The following is an 18,693-nucleotide window of genomic DNA, read 5'->3' on the forward strand; positions in this document are numbered from 1 at the left end:
AGATAGTAAGCGTAGTGCAGGAAAAAATAGAGGTTACGGATAATAACGTAGTTGCAGAAGAAGTTACGACACCGAAAAAGACAAAACGTAGATATCGTAATAAGAAGTCAAATAAGAAACGTCCTGCTAATACTGCCGAAGATACGGAAAAGAATGCAGAGGGCTTAATTGAGGGGTATTTGTGATACCAAATCGCCATTGCGAGCGACTGAAAGCGTTGTTGCATGGCTCGGAAAACGCGTTTTATGTCATCCCGCGACTTGATCGCGGGATCCAGTTAAAAATACTAATATTTTTAATTATTCTTATGGACCCCGTGGTCAAGCGAACTAGGTGACACAGTGGATTTTATCGGTCCACGCAACAATGCCTTTGCGGGAATGACATAGAAATGCAGCAATGACGAGACAACATAATAAAAACATAAATTTAACGATACAAGTGCAGAAAAGTTTAATTATAAGATGGTTGTTTATAAGTTGTATAATGGTCATAGCGATGATTATTATAGGTGGTATAACAAGGCTTACAGGTTCTGGTTTATCTATAGTAGAGTGGCGTCCGATAACAGGTATTTTGCCGCCTTTTAGTTTTGAAGGCTGGCAAGCGGAGTTTGTTAAATATAAAGCTTTTCCCGAATATAACTCCGTTAATTACGGAATGACTTTATCAGAGTTTAAATTCATCTATCTACTAGAATTTACACATAGATTATTTGGTAGAATTACCGGTATAATATACATCTTACCTTTAGCATATTTTTATGTTAAAGGAATAATAAAAAATCGTGATATGCTACCTTATATAATTGCTTTGTTGTTATTTTGTGTGCAAGGCTTTATGGGGTGGTATATGGTTAAAAGCGGTTTACTGAATAACCCGTCTGTTAGTCATTTCCGGCTTGCTTTTCATTTAATGATCGCTGTAATTATGTATCACATACTTTTTTATCAATTAATAAAAAATCGTTGTGATATTTTGTTAATCCCAGCACAAATAAATTTAAAATTACCGTTAATATTTTCTGGTATTGCTATTACTGTAATATATGTACAAATTTTTTTAGGTGCTTTAGTTGCAGGGCTTGATGCAGGGTTGATATATAATAGCTTTCCGCTAATGGGTGATAGTTTTGTTCCGATGGAAATAAAAGATAATTTCTTTAATCTTGTAAATTTGCATGATCCGGTTTTTATACAATTCATACATCGTTTAGGTGGTTATATCGTATTTATGGTTGTTATGGCTTTGGCAATTTGTTTGTTAAAAATAAAACATCTGAAATTAAATAAAATAGCATATTTTCTAATGATTGCACTATTGGTGCAGATATCTACCGGAATAATTACTCTTTTATACTCTGTACCTATAATAATTGCCTCTACTCATCAATTTTTTGCTATAGTTCTTTTATCAGCATTAATATGGTGCTATTTTTTAATAAAAAATTCTTAAGTTTATTAAAAATATGATCATCGATGTCAATACTCCCATTCCTTCTAGATTAGATAAATATTTAAAGCGTTTATATCCTTTATTGACTCAAGGAATAATAGAGAAAGCACTACGTCAAAAACAAATTACCGTTAATTCTCAGAAAGCAGAAGCAAGTTTAAGGGTAATAGACGGCGATGAGATTGTAATTAACGATAAGTTTAATTTACCTATTAAACAACCTGAAAAATTAGTTTTTACCGATGCTGAAATTAAGTTAGCGAAGAAAATTACTACTAATTATTTAATATATGAAGATGATAATTTAATAGCTATAAATAAACCGGCAGGGCTTGCTACTCAAGGCGGTAGTAAAATAAATTTATCTATTGATGCTGCATTAAAATATCTAAATCATGTGGGAGCAGATTTTATAGTCAATTCGGTTGGACTTGGATACAAGGAGCAAGAAGCGAAGCCTATATCTAATATGAGAGCGACGAGTGACGATGTAGGCAAGTTTAAATCAATTGACTATAAGCTAGTACATAGGCTAGATAAAGAAACAAGCGGCTTGCTCTTAATAGCTAAAAATTATTTAAGTAGTGTAAAGCTTCATGATGCTTTTAAAGAAAAAATGGTTGTAAAAAAATATCTTGCCGTAACCTATGGAAAACCAATTAAAGATATAGGAGAAGTTAGAAATAATATAGGAAAGAGCAATGGTAGCACACCTAAAATTATAGATATTGACAACGAAAATGGTAAACTTGCCATTACTTATTATAAATTACTTAAATCACTTGATAATAACTTATTTTTAATTGAATTTACTCCGGTTACAGGTAGAATGCATCAATTAAGGTTGCATGCTAAATTATTAGGTTGTCCTATACTTGGAGATGATAAATATGGTAATAAAGAAATAATGCCGTATAGTAAATATATGTTCTTGCATGCTAATAATATATGTTTATCTGAAAAGGTTTTTGGTAAAGAGATTAATTTAGAAGCAAAATTACCGTTTTATTTTACTAAATGTCTTACATAACTTGCTTCTAAAGGTAATTTGTGTGTTGATCCTAACCCCTCATCCTCGCGTACTTTTTTGTATGCTGCGGTTTGAAGTGAAGGGTCTCTTTCAAACTCGTCTTTATTAGCGAATGTTTGTAAGATGTCTACTGATAAGTTTGTGGAGTGTTGAAGTTATGTTTCGTAAGTATTTTTTATTATTTTTTCTTTTATTAATTAGTAATAGTAGTTTTGCAGATATACAGCAAAGAATCAATGAGGCAGAAAAAGAATATATAAGTAATAGATTTTTAAATGCCGTTTTTATGTTTGCCGATGATTATAAACCTTTATTAACCGGTGCTAAGGGAATCTTTGCTTTAAACGGTGAGCAATTAAAAGCAAATGAAATGATGCCTATTGCTTCTGCTACAAAGCCTTTTACAGCGGCAGGAATTTTAAAATTACAAGAACAGGAATTATTAAATATTAACGATAAAATCTATAAATATCTCGATCCAGAAATGTGGGGAGGAAAAGTGCCGGATTGGGCATATAAAATATCTATCCATAATTTATTGACGCATAGTAGCGGTATTACCGAATATTTTAGTTTTGTTAAGCTTGATTTAAATATGCCTAAGAAAGAGATTCACAAGAAAATATTACAATTTGTTTCTTCTAAGCCTTTAGAAATATCTATAGGAAAAAAATTTAAATATAGTAATACTAATTTTGTTATACTTGGTATGATTATCGAAAAAGTAGCTAAAAAAGATTTAGGTAACTTTTTTTATGATGAATTTTTTAAACCTCTTAATATGAAATCTACTAGTTTTGCTTCGTATAGTGAAGCCGCTAGGATCCAAAAAAACGTTATTAGTTCTAATTATCCGGTAAGATATTTTTTAACGCCCAATAATAGTAATAAACCTATATTTACTCCTGTAACTGTCGATTTCTTAGCAGTTCCTTGTGCAGACGGGGGTATAATATCGACACCAAACGATTTAGTTAAATGGTATAGGGCATTAAATGAGGGAAAAATTCTTTCTAAGAAATCTTATAAACTTATGACTACTAAATATTTTTTAGCAAAAGATTTAGAAGGTCGTAAATCTTATATGAGGTACGGTATTTTCCTTACCGATCTTGATTCTAAGCATTTAATGATTCATTATACTGGAAAGGCCCTCGGGATACAAAGTGAAGCGGGATATGTTTTGCCTAATAATCTTTACTTTGCTATACTCAGCAATACTATGATTAAAATTCCGAAAGATGAAAAAGGCAAAATTGACATGAAAAATCCTTTAAATCAGCTTGGAATAATTTATTTCAGGGATGCAATAATAGGAGCAGCTATAAAAAAGGATTAAATGAAGATAGTTACTTGGAATATTAATTCATTGCGTCTACGGATTGATTTATTAAGAAAATTAGCATATGCACATCAACCGGATATTATTTTACTTCAAGAAACAAAGGTAGATGATTCATTATTTCCTCTTGAAGTTATTAAAAATATAGGCTATGAACATGTAATATATTCAGGGCAAAAATCATATAACGGTGTTGCTATTATTTCTAAATTTCCTTTGAATAATGTTTTTTCATTGGAGTTATATAATAGTGATAAAAGGCATATAGCAGCTATAGTTAATGATATAGAAATACATAATTTTTATGTTCCTGCCGGTGGCGATATACCTGATATAGAGGTAAACTTAAAATTTAAGCATAAGCTTGAATATGTAAGGCTAATGCAGGAATGGTTAACTACTAACCGTACTAAAAACGATAAAATTATCATTGTCGGTGATCTAAATATCGCTCCGCATGAGCATGATGTATGGTCAAGTAAGCAGCTGCGAAATGTTATCAGCCATACCGATATTGAACGCTCATTATTGATAGAGTTACAAAACTCGTTAGGTTTTATCGATAGTAGCAGGCATTTTGTTTCGCTTGACGAAAAATTCTATACTTGGTGGAGTTATAGAAATATAGATTGGAAAAAATCTAACAGAGGTAGAAGGCTTGATCATATTTGGGTTAGCGATAATTTAAAAGATGTATTATTTTCTATAAATTTGCTATCAGAAGCACGTGATTGGCTGCCACCATCAGACCATGTACCGTATTTTGTGACTCTCGATGTCATTCCCGCGTAGGCGGGAATCCGGTTCTTTGTCATACCGCGACTTGATCGCGGTATCTAATTTATTATTTTTAGATCCCGTGGTCAAGCCACGGGATGACGGAGGAAAGAGCTGGATTCCCGCCTACGCGGGAATGACATAAAACGCTACGGGATGACAATAATCTTAAGGAGTAATTAGTGAATATTAAACCAGGGAAATATAAACCGACAAAAGAAGAATATTTAAGAGCTTTCAAGGAAATGCTATTAGTACGTCGCTTTGAAGAGAAGTGTGGACAGTACTACGGTATGGGAGAAATTGGCGGTTTTTGTCATTTATATATAGGGCAGGAAGCAGTAATTACTGCCGTAAATATGATTAAGCAAAAGGAAGATAGTACGATTACTAGCTATCGTGACCATGCTCATATTATTTTAGCAGGTACAGAGCCTAAATACGTCCTTGCCGAGCTTATGGGGCGTGCTACAGGCTGTTCAAAAGGTAAGGGCGGTTCGATGCATTTATTTGACGTACCAAACAAATTTTACGGTGGACACGGTATAGTAGGGGCTCAAGTGCCGATAGGTACAGGGCTTGCTTTTGCTGAAAAATATAACGGTACGAATAATATCTGTTTTACTTTTTTAGGTGATGGTGCGGTTAATCAAGGTCAGGTATATGAAGCCTTTAATATGGCTGCTTTATGGGGTTTGCCGGTAGTTTATATTATCGAAAATAACGAATATTCGATGGGTACTTCCGTGGCTCGTTCTACCTTTATGCGTGATCTTTACAGAAAAGGCGAGTCATTCGGTATAACGGGATTTCAGCTAGACGGTATGGATTTTGAGCAAGTTTATGATTATTCTAAGCAAGCAGCAGAATATGTTAGAGAAACTAGCCAGCCGTTGATATTAGAAGTAAAGACTTATCGTTATCGTGGGCATTCAATGTCCGATCCGGCAAAATATCGGAGCAAAGAAGAAGTAGAGCAATATAAAGAGCGCGATCCGTTAGTAATAATAAGAAAAATGATACTCGACAATAAATATGCGACTGAAGCGGATTTGAAAGAAATAGAACAGGTGGTAAAAGAAATTGTGAAAGAAGCAGTAGAGTTTTCAGAAAATTCACCGTTGCCTGATGAGGTAGAGTTGTATACTGAGGTATATTGTTAGGACGTCATTGCGAGCGACTGAAAGGAGCGTGGCAATCTCAGAAAATTAAAACTAGATTGCCACGTCGCTTTGCTCCTCGCAATGACGTTTAATTTAATCAAATAAAAAGAAAAATGCAAATAACGGTACGTGAAGCATTGCGTGATGCGATGCAAGAAGAGATGATAAGAGACGACAAAGTTTTTGTCATGGGTGAGGAAGTTGCAGAATACCAAGGAGCTTACAAGGTAACTCAAGGATTACTAGAGCAATTTGGTCCTAAAAGAGTAATTGATACACCTATAACGGAATATGGGTTTGCAGGGCTTGCAGTTGGGGCAGCTTTTGCAGGACTTCGCCCAATTGTGGAGTTTATGACCTTTAACTTTGCTATGCAAGCATTCGACCACATAGTTAATTCAGCTGCAAAAACTCATTATATGTCAGGTGGGCAGGTCAAATGCCCGATAGTATTTAGAGGACCAAACGGAGCAGCAAGTAGAGTAGCCGCACAACATAGCCAAAATTATACAGCTTGTTATGCTCATATTCCAGGGTTAAAAGTAGTAGCTCCTTATAGTGCCGAAGATCATAAAGGGCTTATGATTACAGCTATTAGAGACGATAATCCCGTTGTTTTTTTAGAAAATGAAATTTTATACGGTCATAGTTTTGACGTACCGGAAACAATCGAGCCTATACCTTTTGGTCAGGCAAAAATTTTAAGAGAAGGTAGTAGCGTCACTATAGTTACTTTCTCGATTCAAGTAAAACTTGCCTTAGATGCTGCAAATATTTTACAGAATGATAATATTGATTGTGAGGTTATTGACCTGCGTACTATTAAGCCTCTTGATACTGAGACAATAATAGAATCAGTGAAAAAAACTAATCGTTTAGTTGTAGTGGAAGAAGGTTGGTTTTTTGCAGGCGTTGGAGCAAGTATAGCTTCTATTGTTATGAAAGAAGCTTTTGATTATTTAGATGCACCGATAGAGATTGTCAGCGGTAAAGATGTTCCTCTTCCTTATGCCGTTAATTTAGAAAAACTAGCTCTGCCGAGCGAGAGCGATGTAATAGAAGCCGTTAAAAAGGTGTGTTATTATAGTGTTTAATGTATAGCTTAGTTTTGCCGTCATTGCGAGAAGAATTACGCAGTAATCAGGGCGAAGCAATCCAGTTAAAAATTCTGATTCACAGAGTTTTTTAATTATTTTTCTGGATTGCCGCGTCGCTTTGCTCCTCGCAATGACGGGGCGGTATCCACGCAACAACGCCATGGGTGTTGTTGCATGACTCGTTTATGTCATTCCCGCGCAGGCGGGAATCCAGAAAAATAAGTATAAATACAGCAAATTTTTGAAATTAAAGGCTCGATGTATCTCGCTTTATGCTGGATTCCCGCCTACGCGGGAATGACATCGATTCTTAAGTTGACATTTATGCGTTTCTGTAGGAATGACAGTAAATTACTTCGCAGCTCTTTTTCGGTCGTTAGGGTCAAGCATAGCTTTACGCAAACGTATAGATTTAGGCGTTACTTCAACTCTTTCATCGTTTTCTATATAGCTGATAGCCTGTTCTAGTGTTAAAAGCACCGGAGGCGTTAGTCTTATAGCTTCGTCTTTACCTGAAGCTCTAACGTTACTCAGTTGCTTCGCTTTAAGTGGGTTTACCTCTAAATCATTATCACGGTTATGTTCGCCGATAATCATACCTCTATATACTTTATCGCTAGGGTTTATAAACATTTTCCCCCTTTCTTCTAGATTCCATAAAGCATATGCAACCGCTGCCCCGTCACCGTTAGAGATAAGCACACCGTTACGTCTTCCCTCGATAGCTCCTTTATAATCAGCATATCCGTGGAAGATACGGTTCATAATCCCTGTGCCTCGAGTTTCGGTTAAAAACTGACTGTGATAGCCGATTAATCCTCTAGACGGTCCAATAAACGTAACACGGCTTTTACCACCGCCCGACGGTCTCATGTCAGTCATTTCGGCTTTTCTAAGAGCTAAAGATTTTACGACCACTCCGACATAATCATCATCAACGTCAACTTGGATTTCTTCCATAGGTTCTTGTTTATTGCCTTTCTCATCGGTTTGGAATAATACTTCCGGTCTGCTGATAGATAACTCAAATCCTTCACGACGCATAGTTTCAATTAGAATACCAAGTTGTAACTCACCACGCCCTGCAACTTGGAAAGCATTTTTCTCAGCAGTTTCGGTAACTTTTAATGCTACGTTACTCTCAAGTTCACGCATTAACCTAGCTCCAATCAAGCTCGACGTAACTTTTGTCCCTTCGCTTCCTGCAAGCGGTGAGTCGTTAACGCTAAAAGTCATGGATAAGGTAGGCGGATCGATTGGTAGAGACGGCACGGCCTGCGTTACCTCTGGTGCGCAGATAGTATCGGCAACGTTGGCATTTTCAACGCCTGCTACGGCAATAATATCGCCGGCTGTAGCCTCATCTATAGCGATTCTTTCTAAACCTCTAAATGCTAATATTTTAGTGATACGCCCGGTTTCAAGTACTTTATTTTCACGGTTTAATACTTTTACGTTTTGGTTGATTTTAACAGTACCGCTTTGTACACGACCGGTTAAAACCCTACCGAAGAAAGAATTATATTCTCTAGTAGTAACAAGCATAGAAAACGGTGCTTTATCATCGGCTGCGGGCGTTGGTACATGCTGTACTATAAGGTCAAAAAGTGGAGCTAAATCATCTGCTAAATTGTCTAAAGGATTTATTTTATCATCAAAGGTTAAAGAGGCTCTTCCTGCTCTACCTGAGGCATAAACTATAGGGAAATCAAGTTGATCGTTATTTGCTTCGAGTGCTACAAATAGCTCAAATACTTCATCGATAACTTCCCCAATTCTTTGATCATCTCTATCGATTTTGTTAATAACAACAATAGGTTTTAAGCCGAGATTTAAAGCTTTAGAAAGCACGAATTTTGTTTGTGGCATCGGTCCTTCAGAAGCGTCGACAAGTAACACAACACCATCAACCATGCTTAATATGCGTTCTACTTCACCGCCAAAATCGGCGTGTCCAGGTGTATCGACTATATTGATGCGGATATCATTCCACATGAGAGCGGTGCATTTGGCAAGTATGGTAATACCGCGTTCACGCTCAAGGTCGTTAGAGTCCATAGCACGCTCGGCTACTGCTTGGTTAGCTCTAAATGTACCGCTTTGTTTAAGCATATTATCGACAAGCGTAGTTTTCCCATGATCAACGTGGGCAATAATTGCTATATTACGAATAGATGTCATCTTTAAAAATTCTCTCAAGTTTACAATAGTTTTCCGTATTATACACTAAAATACCAAAAATTGGAATAAAGTTCTTGAAAAACTCATAAATTCAATTTAAAGAATAAGATATATTAACTTTTATAACCTAAATAACAGGAATTTAATGAACGAAAATACAGCTTTATTTATATTTGATTTTGACCAAACTTTAGTTGAAGGACATTCGCATTATTATGTTGGAAAACGAGTATGGGAGCGTATAAAATTACGAATAGAATACGGCTTTTTTAAAACAGCAGAGGAACGAGCTAACGAAATAGTTAAGCTTGAACAACAATTCTCTACAGGTTTCCCTGTAGATTTAATGAAAAATTTTTTAGCTGATGAAAATTTAGGTTGGAAAAATAAAGGCCAAATAGTGCGTCTTATGAATAATATTATCTTATCAGGTCATAAAATAGCTATAGCATCGTTTAATAATTATCCCCATGCCGTAAAATATGCATTAGAACAATTATTAGGCAAAGAAATAGTAGAAAATATATATATAAAATCAGGTTTACCTGCTAAGAAGGATGAAGAGATAAAACTTTGTAATAAAGTACCTTATATAGCTGAAATAATGAGAAATACCGGAATAACTAATAAAAAAACGTATTTTTTATGGATGATGATAAAAAGCATACCGATGCTGCAAAAGACTATGGTATTATAGCAGTTTTGGTTAAGAACAAAGGAACAGAGCATATTCATAAAGCTTTTAATTTTTTGTATGATTTTAATGAAAAGCACGAAATTTATGCTGAGCTGGAAGAACCTGCTACTGAACCTTTGCTTAGCGATGAAGAGAGTACCTATTTAAGTCCTGAAGCAATAAAAGCTATTCCTTTTGAACCAATTTCAAGAGAGGATTATTCAGATGGCGAATATACACCATGGGGAGGAGGGAATGTGCCGACGCTCGGTAAAAGTTCAGTTTTTAATGATGGACAAATCTCCTGATGTTATTTATTCTTAGAGTTAATAGGGGTGTTGCTCCAATGTCATTCCCGCGTGGACCGAAAAACTACTCGATGTCATCCCCGCCGCGTAGGCGGGGATCCAGAAAAAAGATATAAATACAGCAAATTTTTGAAATTAAAAGCTCGATTTATCTCGCTTTATGCTGGATTCCCGCCTACGCGGGAATGACATAAGTATACGAGAATGACATCCTTAAATATAATCCAAATTATAGGACCAAAAATGATATACCGAATATTATGTTTATGTATATTAATAATAAATTTGCCGGTTATGGCAAAGATAGAAAATATAGTAAATAAAGACGGTGATTTTAAAGTTAGAGTAGCCGTTGTAGACGTACAATCCGTCTTAGAAGGATCGATTGCGATTAAGGACTTACGTAATAAAATCGAAAAGCTTAATCATAAAATTCAAGAGGATATCGCTGCAAAAGAGGCTGAATTTAAGCCTATGGAAGAAAAGCTGATAAATGCAAGGGCTTCTTTAAGTGAAGATGATTTTGAACGAAAAGTAAACGAATTTAATGCAAAAGTTAGTCACGTTAGAAAAGAAATTCAGATTAAGAAAACAAAACTTGAACAAGCTCACGCTGAAGCTATGAGTAGAGTTCATGAAACAACTATAACGATAATTAGTGATTTGGCTGAGAAATATAGCCTTAATTTGGTAATTCCAAGTGCTCAAGTCTTATATGCTAAAAACAATTTAAATATAACTTCTGAAGTGACTTTTATGTTGAATGAGAGATTAAAAGAAGTAACGATTAACTATTGATAGTGTTGTATATGTCATTCTCGCGTAGCATTGTTGCGTGGACCAGTTTTTCCAGTGTCATCCCGCGACTTGATCGCGGGATCCAGTTTAAAATACTAAAATTATTAGTGTTTTTTATTGTTTTTATGGACCCCGTGGTCAAGCCACGGGGTGACACGGTGGGTTTTACCGGTCCACGCAACAATGCCACGCAGGAATGACATAAACAAGCCAAACTATGTATTTAACAAGAGAGTATTTAATATGGCAGAATTTACACCGATTACAATTGCATACGGGGATGGAATAGGTCCTGAAATAATGGAAGCAGTGCTTTATATATTACGTAAAGCTGAGGCTCGTATTCGCCTAGAGACCATTGAAGTAGGTGAAAAGCTTTACAAGAAGCATTATACTTCAGGCATAAGCGAAGAAAGTTGGGAATCCATACAACGCACCGGCATTATACTTAAAGCCCCGATTACCACACCACAAGGTGGAGGATATAAAAGTTTAAACGTTACGATTCGTAAAACATTACAGCTTTTTGCTAATATTCGCCCTTCCGTTTCGTTTTATCCATTTACTAAAACTCTGCACCCAAATTTGAACCTAACTATTATACGTGAAAACGAGGAAGATTTATACGCAGGTATAGAATACCGCCAAACGCATAATATGCATGAGTCAATGAAGTTGATAAGTCATACAGGATGTGAAAAAATTATTAGATATGCTTTTGAGTATGCAGTAAAAAATAACCGCAAAAAAGTCACATGTTTAAGTAAAGATAATATTATGAAATTTTCCGACGGGGTTTTTCATAAAGTATTTAATGAGATTGCAAAAGAATATTCGCAAATTAATAATGAGCATTATATTATTGATATTGGAACGGCAAGGCTTGCTACTAAACCGGAAATATTTGACGTTATCGTGACTTCTAATTTATACGGTGATATCATATCCGATGTAGCTGCCGAAATTTCAGGCTCGGTAGGGTTAGCGGGTTCTGCAAATATCGGGCAGCATTATGCGATGTTTGAAGCAGTACACGGAAGTGCTCCCGATATTGCAGGTCAGGATATCGCTAACCCGTCAGGGTTGTTAAATGCTGCTATAATGATGCTTGTTCATATAGGGCAGGGTGATATTGCTGCATTAATCGAAAATGCTTGGAAGAAAACTATAGAGGATGGAGTTCATACAGCCGATATATATAATGAGCAGAATTCTAGTAAAAAAGTCGGTACAAAAGAATTTGCTGAAGAAGTAGTGAAAAGACTAGGGCAGTTACCAACAAAACTACCTAAAGCAGAATATCCGTTAATTGCCGAGAAACAAGAAAGCAATATAGATTATAAAATTGATACCAAAGAAGTTAAGAAATTGGTTGGTACAGATATATTTGTAAATATGAGTGTATCTTCCGCTCATGATATAGCAGATAAAATTAATAAGCTTGATATTGGTAATTTTGAGTTAAAAACAATCTCGTCAAAAGGGTTAAAATTGTGGCCTCGTGATACAAGATTTGAGACTATATCCGATCATTGGTGTTGTCGTTTTATGACTAAAGGCGGTTCAGAGCTTAAACATTTAGACATTACTAAATTGCTTGAAGCTTTAAGCAAAGCAAATATCGATTTTATCAAAGTAGAGAATTTATTTGAGTTTGACGGTGTGGCAGGTTATAGCTTGGCTCAGGGTGAGTGAGTATACAAAAGCGTCATTGCGAGCGAACTTTAGTTCGCGCGGCAATCTCAGGATTTTTGCACGAGATTGCTTCGTCAATTATTTCATAATTTCCTCGCAATGACGAAAAAAGGATAAAAAAATGATATTATATTATATCGGAATTTTATTAGTAATTACTGGATTATTTGCTATATTTTCAGGGATAATCGGGTTTTTTAGATTTCCTGATTTTTATACTAAATTACATGCTGCAAGTGTTATTGAAAGTTTCGGAGCGCCTATCTGCTTATTAGGCTTTGCGTGTATTAAGGCAGATATTGTTAACTCTATTAAATTAGTTTTAGCGGCATTACTTATTTTTCTACTAAATCCGGTAGCAACTCATGCACTCGGTAAAGCCTCTTTGCTTTCTATGTCATTCCTGCGGAAGCAGGAATCCAGAAAAAAATTAAAAAAGACTGGATCCCGCGATCAAGTCGCGGGATGACATTTACTACTGGATTCCCGCTTCTGCGGGAATGACATTAGATATCAACATCTTATAAAACTAATGAATACAGCTTTAAATTTTGATCTTGGAAATTACCTACTTAACTTAATTGTTTTTTTATTGATTTTAATATCCATAAAAATAATTTTTACTAAAGATTTGCTAAATGCAGTGATTGCTGCTTCTGTCTTTAGTTTATTAATCGGGGTATCTTATCTCATTATGGATGCTCCGGACGTTGCAATGACTGAAGCGGCTCTTGGAGCTTGCTTATCAACATGCGTATATTTGAATTTATTACGCAAATTACCCCCTGATTTAAAAAATATAGAGAGAACTAATATTATTCCCGCAAGTTTAATATGTTTATTGTTTGTAGTAACTCTTACTTATATGGGGCTAGAATTACCGAATTACGGTGATAATAATGCTCCTCTTCATATGTATGCAAGTAAGTATTATATCGAGAATACTAGCAAAGATATTGGAGTCCCCTCTCTTGTTGCAGCTATTTTAGCTAGTTATCGAGGTTATGACACTTTAGGTGAAACTAGCGTAATTTTAATTGCAGGAATTGCCGTGTTGTTGGTATTTTCAAAGAAATTTGAGGAAGTGGACTCCCGCACGCAAGATGTCATACCGTGGCTTGACCACGGCATGACAAAACCCACAATTATACTTAAAGCATACCCTATAATAAAATATATCACTAGTTTTATAATACCTTATATAATTCTGTATAGTATATATATTCAGCTTAACGGTGAATCTTCGCCGGGCGGTGGGTTTCAAGCTGGCGTTATATTTGCGTCTAGCCTCATTGCTTATGATCTGATTTATGGAAAGCAATATTTCCAAACTAATATATTGATTTCCGTTGCCGTTTTAGGTGTATCAATATATGCAATTGTAGGAACGATATCATTATTTTTTAATGATAATTATTTAAATTATTATTCACTAACAAATTTTATCAATGATAAGCTGCTTGCCCAACATATCTCTATAGTTATTGTTGAAATAGGAATAGGTTTAACTGTCGCAGCTATTATGTATTTAATTTACAATGTATTTAATAGTTATGAATAATCTATTCGTATTAATTAAGCATGAATTTATAGTGCAGAATCGCATTAATAATATAATTAAATATTTAGTGATATTTTTTTTATTTTGCATAATTAGTACTGTTTTGATTAACAGTGAAAGGGATATTAACAAATTCGGTTTAATTTTTTCGGTAATTTGTTTATTAATTTCATTAATCGGTTTTTCTTCGGTTATATTTAAATCTGATTTGGAAGACGGAAGCTTAGAGTTATTATTATCAATTGTTAGTCATGAAAAAATTATATTGGCTAAATTTTTTGCTATATTTATCAGTAGTACGGTAGGGCTGGTTTTTGTTTTACCCATTATTTATGTTTTTTTCGATCAAACTTTGCTTGAGATAATATTTTTCTTTATTAGTGTATGGATGATATTAGTTTTATCAAGTAGTTTAGTAGTTTTATCCGGTAGCGTACAATGTTATTTTAAGAAGAATGCTAATTTTGTTGGTACGTTTATTATGCCGTTATTAATTCCAAATATTATAATGACGGGTTTAATATTACAAGATAATAACTTACGATTAATTTTTATTATGATAGGAATTAATTTAGTATTTTTACCAGTTTCGTTCTTCTTAAGTTCCTATTTAATTAAAAATATTTATAATATTACGTGATTTTGCTTTATTTTTACTGGTGTAATGGTATAAAATAAGATAATAAATTTTCTTGAGAAAAATATATGTGGCAGGCTTTACGAAGGTTAATTGCAGCGAATCCTATGGGATTTTTTCTGTGGTCTATTATCACTAAATGGTATTTAATTATAGCAGTTGCTTCCTTAATTACTTTATATTATACAGTATTGGGCTTAAAAAAAATCGGATTTATAGATTATTTTACTAAAACTACAATCGAGATATTAGATACAACTAAAGCAGTTGCTCAAAATTGTACTACAAAACTAGGTCCTGATTGGAATCATCTAGTTAGCTTTTGGAATTGCTTAAGTGATCCTGGAGAATATAAGCATGAAGAAGGGACAGGAGCAAAAGTGTTAGAAGATGAAATAAATAAGCTTACGCCAAAACAAGCAGATAGTGCTGCAGACGCTGAACGTCCTATAATAAATCCTTATGAAGAACTAGAAAATCCAAATAATCTTAATAATACCCAAAGCGGTAGTAATAATAATCGTTAATTTATGTCACTTTAATATTATATGTCAGATACTGAAGATAATAAAAACAAACAAACCTCGCGTCGTGATTTTATGGTTCTAACGGCTAGTAGTGTTGCAGCAGTTGGGGCAGCATGTACTCTTTGGCCTCTTGTTGATTCTTTAAACCCTTCTGCAGACGTGCTAGCTTTATCATCAATTGAGGTTGATTTATCAAATATTGCGGTAGGGCAAACAGTTACGGTTAAATGGCAAGGTAAACCGGTTTTTATCACTAACCGTACACCTGACAAAATAGCCGAAGCAAGAGCGGTAAAAATGTCGGAGCTTATTGATCCTGAGACTGATGAAGCACGTGTGAAAGCAGGTCATGATAATTGGTTGGTGACGATCGGGATCTGCACGCATTTAGGTTGTGTACCGCTCCCTAATCAAGGAAAATATGATGGATGGTTTTGTCCGTGCCATGGCTCGCAATATGATTCATCCGGTAGAGTACGCCAAGGACCGGCACCTTTAAATTTAGCAGTGCCGCCTTATACCTTTATTAGCGACAAAAAAATTAGAATAGGGTAATTATTTATGAGTAAAGAGATTACCCCTAAAAAGACTAATGCTATTATCGAGTGGATAGATTATCGTTTACCGATTTTTTCGTTCCTCAAGCATTTTAGCCACTATCAAACTCCAAAAAATCTTAGCTATTTGTGGAATTTAGGCTCTATTGCCGGTATTGCTTTAGTGATTCAGATAATCACGGGAGTGATACTTGCTATGCACTATACACCGCATGTTGATCATGCTTTTGATAGTGTCGAGAGAATCATGCGTAATGTAAATTACGGCTGGTTACTGCGTTATACTCATGCAGTAGGTGCATCGATGTTTTTTGCTGCTGTATATTTACACATAGCAAGAGGTTTGTATTACGGCTCTTATAAAGCACCAAGAGAACTGCTTTGGCATATTGGTATAATCATTTTTCTAACCATGATGGCTACTGCTTTTATGGGCTATGTGCTTCCTTGGGGGCAGATGAGCTATTGGGGAGCAACTGTAATTACTAACTTATTTTCGGCTATTCCGCTAATAGGGGAATCCATAGTTACATGGCTATGGGGCGGTTTTTCCGTTGATAATCCTACATTAAATAGATTTTTCTCTCTGCATTATTTATTGCCATTTATTATTGTTGCTTTAGTGATGCTGCATTTAGTAGCCTTGCATCAGCATGGTTCAAACAATCCAAAAGGTATCGATGTTAAAAGTCCTAAAGATACTATTCCGTTCCATCCTTATTATACCGTAAAGGATTTCGTCGGTTTTGGGGTTTATTTTATAATATTTGCCTATTTTATTTTTTACGAACCTAATTATTTAGGTCATCCTGATAATTACATTCCGGCAAATCCATTGGTTACTCCTGCTCATATCGTACCTGAATGGTATTTTCTACCGTTTTATGCGATTCTTAGAGCCGTGCCTTCTAAACTTGGCGGCGTATTATTAATGTTCGGAAGTATATTTGTGTTATTTTTGTTGCCTTGGTTAGATAGCTCAAAGGTTAGAAGTGCAAACTATAGACCTATGTACCGAATTGCTTTTTGGCTATTTATGGCAGATTGTTTATTGCTTGGTTATTTAGGCGGGCAGCCGGCGGAAGAGCCTTATATTACAATTAGCCGTTTTGCTGCTTGTTATTACTTCTTCCATTTCTTAGTAGCCTTGTCGCTGATAGGTAAATATGAAAAACCGCTGCCGCTACCGAAGGAGTTGTAAAAGGGAGCGTTATTGCGAGCAGGTAGTTTTATGTCATTCCCGCGTAGGCGGGAATCCAGAAAAAAGAGTCTTAACACTGATAAAATAAACCTAAAAAAACAAGTTTTTTATAGGTTTTACTAGATTCCCGCTTTTAGCTAGGAATGACATCGTCACGAAGATATAAAAAAATTTATGAAAACAAAACTACTTATCTCTATCATCATACTACTAACTTCTAGCTTGAGCCTAGCAAACGAAGAAGCATTGCCGCCGAAAAAGATGAAATGGTCGTTTGACGGTATATTCGGCAGTGTTGACCGCACGGCTGCACAAAGAGGTTTTCAGGTCTATAAAGAAGTTTGTAGCGTTTGCCACGGCTTAAATAATTTGTATTATCGAAACCTTAAAGATATTGGTTTTTCGGATGATGAAATAAAAGAAATTGCTAAAGGATATACGGTAAAAGATGGACCAAATGATGATGGTGAGATGTTTGATCGTCCTGCTATTCCTGCTGATCGTTTTGTATCGCCTTATCCAAACGAACAAGCAGCAAGAGCGGCTAATAACGGTGCACATCCACCTGATTTATCTTTGATAATAAAAGCACGTCATGATGGAGCTAATTATATATACTCATTGCTCACCGGTTACAAAGAACCGCCGGCAGACTTTAAATTAATGTTAGGTGCTCATTATAATCCGTATTTCCCGAATGATCAAATAGCAATGCCGCCGCCGCTTACAGATGGGCAGGTGACTTACATGGACGGTACTAACGCAAGCGTAGAGCAAATGAGCCGAGACGTCGCCGTATTTTTACAATGGGCAGCTGAGCCGGAAATGGAGCATCGTAAATCGATGGGTCTTAAAGTTATAATGTTCTTAGTAGTTTTTACGATCTTTTTCTATATTGCTAAAAACCGTATTTGGTCTAATTTAAAGTAATTATTTAGTGGATCAATTTTCCTATTATTGCCGTTGTTGTATGGATAGGTTTATGTCATTCCCGCGTGGACCAGTTTCACCTCTGTCATCCCACGACTTGATCGCGGGATCCAGTTTAAAATACTAAAATTATTAGTATTTTTTATTGTTTTTATGGACCGCGTGCTCAAGCCACGGGGTGACACGGTGGGTTTTACCAGTCCACGCAACAATGCCTTCCCGCGTAGGCGGGAATCCAGTAAAAAATGATAAAAACACAGCAAACTATATAAAAATTTAGTATATAATTAGATTAAAAAACTGGATTCCTGCTTTCGCAGGAATGATATAAGTAATCAGTCCATATTGTCCCTTTCTTTCCTCTTTCTTAGTGCGGTAATTAATCTTTGCTATACTTATCCTAAACTTATATAGATAGGTATTTATGATTACTTTACTTGCCGCAATAACAGGTTTTATTAGTTCAATAATTCCTGAAATTTTAAAAATATACAAAGACATTAACGACAAAAAACATGAGATAAATGTTTTAGATCGTCAAATCGCTAATAACAAACTCAATCAATCCAAAACTTTCACGGAGCTTACCGTATCACAAGAAATGGCAGAGCATTATAATGGCCTGAAAAAACTGAACAAAAAAATAGTTAGGTTTGCTTGGTAATAAGTTAGAATAGACCAAATAACTTAAGAGGTAAGAATGACTAAGAAACAGTTTCGGAATTTCAGTGCCGAAGAAAAGACCAAGATAGTATTAG

The 18,693-nt window shown here is 35.3% G+C and carries 20 protein-coding genes and 1 pseudogene; 19 read left to right on the plus strand and 2 right to left on the minus strand.

Translation table 11 applies throughout. From position 1 onward, the window contains the following. The 3 genes from AC1Z7D_RS01680 to AC1Z7D_RS01690 form a co-directional block, all read left to right on the plus strand. Window positions 1–185 (plus strand): hypothetical protein (locus AC1Z7D_RS01680; RefSeq protein WP_482601446.1); only part of this gene is annotated, 185 nt, incomplete at its 5' end. Between the two features lie 256 nt (window positions 186–441). Beyond that, window positions 442–1,455 carry a COX15/CtaA family protein gene (locus AC1Z7D_RS01685; RefSeq protein WP_482601463.1) on the plus strand — a complete coding sequence of 338 codons (1,014 nt, stop codon included), beginning with the start codon at window positions 442–444 and terminating at the stop codon, window positions 1,453–1,455. A 13-nt stretch (window positions 1,456–1,468) separates the two neighbouring features. Beyond that, window positions 1,469–2,485: a pseudouridine synthase gene (locus tag AC1Z7D_RS01690; protein ID WP_482601447.1), complete on the plus strand. Its 1,017-nt coding sequence runs from the start codon at window positions 1,469–1,471 to the stop codon at window positions 2,483–2,485. On the opposite strand, the pseudogene AC1Z7D_RS01695 reads toward AC1Z7D_RS01690, so the two are convergent. Beyond that, window positions 2,467–2,610: pseudogene (locus AC1Z7D_RS01695) on the minus strand (palindromic element RPE1 domain-containing protein); the annotation flags it as partial. The gene AC1Z7D_RS01690 and the pseudogene AC1Z7D_RS01695 sit on opposite strands and share 19 nt — an antisense overlap. Before the next feature lie 32 nt (window positions 2,611–2,642). Here AC1Z7D_RS01695 and AC1Z7D_RS01700 point away from each other — a divergent pair. The 4 genes from AC1Z7D_RS01700 (at window position 2,643) to AC1Z7D_RS01715 (ending at window position 6,861) form a co-directional block, all read left to right on the plus strand. Then, the gene (locus AC1Z7D_RS01700) at window positions 2,643–3,824 is read left to right on the plus strand and encodes a serine hydrolase domain-containing protein (RefSeq protein WP_482601448.1); all 1,182 of its coding nucleotides are present in this window, start codon (window positions 2,643–2,645) and stop codon (window positions 3,822–3,824) included. Then, on the plus strand, window positions 3,825–4,619 hold the full coding sequence (gene xth, locus AC1Z7D_RS01705; protein WP_482601449.1) for an exodeoxyribonuclease III: 795 nt from the start codon (window positions 3,825–3,827) through the stop codon (window positions 4,617–4,619). 167 nt (window positions 4,620–4,786) lie between these two features. Next, complete coding sequence (pdhA, locus tag AC1Z7D_RS01710; RefSeq protein WP_482601450.1) at window positions 4,787–5,767, plus strand: pyruvate dehydrogenase (acetyl-transferring) E1 component subunit alpha; 981 nt, start codon at window positions 4,787–4,789, stop codon at window positions 5,765–5,767. A gap of 113 nt (window positions 5,768–5,880) precedes the next feature. Next, window positions 5,881–6,861: a pyruvate dehydrogenase complex E1 component subunit beta gene (locus AC1Z7D_RS01715; protein WP_482601451.1), complete on the plus strand. Its 981-nt coding sequence runs from the start codon at window positions 5,881–5,883 to the stop codon at window positions 6,859–6,861. A gap of 354 nt (window positions 6,862–7,215) precedes the next feature. Here the strand turns inward: AC1Z7D_RS01715 and typA are convergent, their stop codons facing one another. Beyond that, window positions 7,216–9,045 (minus strand): translational GTPase TypA, encoded by a 1,830-nt coding sequence (gene typA / locus AC1Z7D_RS01720; protein ID WP_482601452.1) that lies wholly within the window; start codon window positions 9,043–9,045, stop codon window positions 7,216–7,218. 145 nt (window positions 9,046–9,190) lie between these two features. On the opposite strand from typA, the gene AC1Z7D_RS01725 reads away from it, so the two are divergent. The 12 genes from AC1Z7D_RS01725 (at window position 9,191) to AC1Z7D_RS01780 (ending at window position 18,599) form a co-directional block, all read left to right on the plus strand. Then, window positions 9,191–9,742 carry a hypothetical protein gene (locus AC1Z7D_RS01725; RefSeq protein ID WP_482601453.1) on the plus strand — a complete coding sequence of 184 codons (552 nt, stop codon included), beginning with the start codon at window positions 9,191–9,193 and terminating at the stop codon, window positions 9,740–9,742. Next, entirely contained in the window at window positions 9,691–10,029 is a 339-nt protein-coding gene (locus AC1Z7D_RS01730) for a hypothetical protein (RefSeq protein WP_482601465.1), read from the plus strand. Before AC1Z7D_RS01725 ends, AC1Z7D_RS01730 begins: the two co-directional genes overlap by 52 nt. 243 nt (window positions 10,030–10,272) lie before the next feature. Beyond that, window positions 10,273–10,827, plus strand: a complete 555-nt coding sequence (locus tag AC1Z7D_RS01735; protein WP_482601464.1) for an OmpH family outer membrane protein — start codon at window positions 10,273–10,275, stop codon at window positions 10,825–10,827. A gap of 243 nt (window positions 10,828–11,070) precedes the next feature. Further along, a complete protein-coding gene (locus AC1Z7D_RS01740; protein WP_482601454.1) occupies window positions 11,071–12,522 on the plus strand; it encodes an NADP-dependent isocitrate dehydrogenase in 1,452 nt (483 codons plus the stop codon). A 121-nt stretch (window positions 12,523–12,643) separates the two neighbouring features. Beyond that, entirely contained in the window at window positions 12,644–12,991 is a 348-nt protein-coding gene (locus AC1Z7D_RS01745) for a Na+/H+ antiporter subunit G (protein ID WP_482601455.1), read from the plus strand. 63 nt (window positions 12,992–13,054) lie between these two features. After that, window positions 13,055–14,083 (plus strand): DUF4040 domain-containing protein, encoded by a 1,029-nt coding sequence (locus AC1Z7D_RS01750; RefSeq protein WP_482601456.1) that lies wholly within the window; start codon window positions 13,055–13,057, stop codon window positions 14,081–14,083. Then, on the plus strand, window positions 14,076–14,723 hold the full coding sequence (locus AC1Z7D_RS01755) for a heme exporter protein CcmB (RefSeq protein ID WP_482601457.1): 648 nt from the start codon (window positions 14,076–14,078) through the stop codon (window positions 14,721–14,723). The genes AC1Z7D_RS01750 and AC1Z7D_RS01755 overlap by 8 nt, the downstream gene beginning before the upstream one ends. Window positions 14,724–14,788: 65 nt before the next feature. Beyond that, complete coding sequence (locus AC1Z7D_RS01760) at window positions 14,789–15,247, plus strand: DUF2670 domain-containing protein (protein WP_482601458.1); 459 nt, start codon at window positions 14,789–14,791, stop codon at window positions 15,245–15,247. A gap of 21 nt (window positions 15,248–15,268) precedes the next feature. Further along, window positions 15,269–15,802, plus strand: a complete 534-nt coding sequence (petA, locus tag AC1Z7D_RS01765; protein ID WP_482601459.1) for a ubiquinol-cytochrome c reductase iron-sulfur subunit — start codon at window positions 15,269–15,271, stop codon at window positions 15,800–15,802. A gap of 6 nt (window positions 15,803–15,808) precedes the next feature. Next, window positions 15,809–17,005, plus strand: coding sequence for a cytochrome b (locus tag AC1Z7D_RS01770; RefSeq protein ID WP_482601460.1), 1,197 nt, complete (start codon window positions 15,809–15,811; stop codon window positions 17,003–17,005). 174 nt (window positions 17,006–17,179) lie between these two features. After that, window positions 17,180–17,935 carry a cytochrome c1 gene (locus tag AC1Z7D_RS01775; protein WP_482601461.1) on the plus strand — a complete coding sequence of 252 codons (756 nt, stop codon included), beginning with the start codon at window positions 17,180–17,182 and terminating at the stop codon, window positions 17,933–17,935. Window positions 17,936–18,359: 424 nt separating this feature from the next. Beyond that, on the plus strand, window positions 18,360–18,599 hold the full coding sequence (locus tag AC1Z7D_RS01780; protein WP_482601462.1) for a hypothetical protein: 240 nt from the start codon (window positions 18,360–18,362) through the stop codon (window positions 18,597–18,599). Window positions 18,600–18,693: the final 94 nt, after the last annotated feature.

The organism is Rickettsia sp., assembly GCF_965035265.1.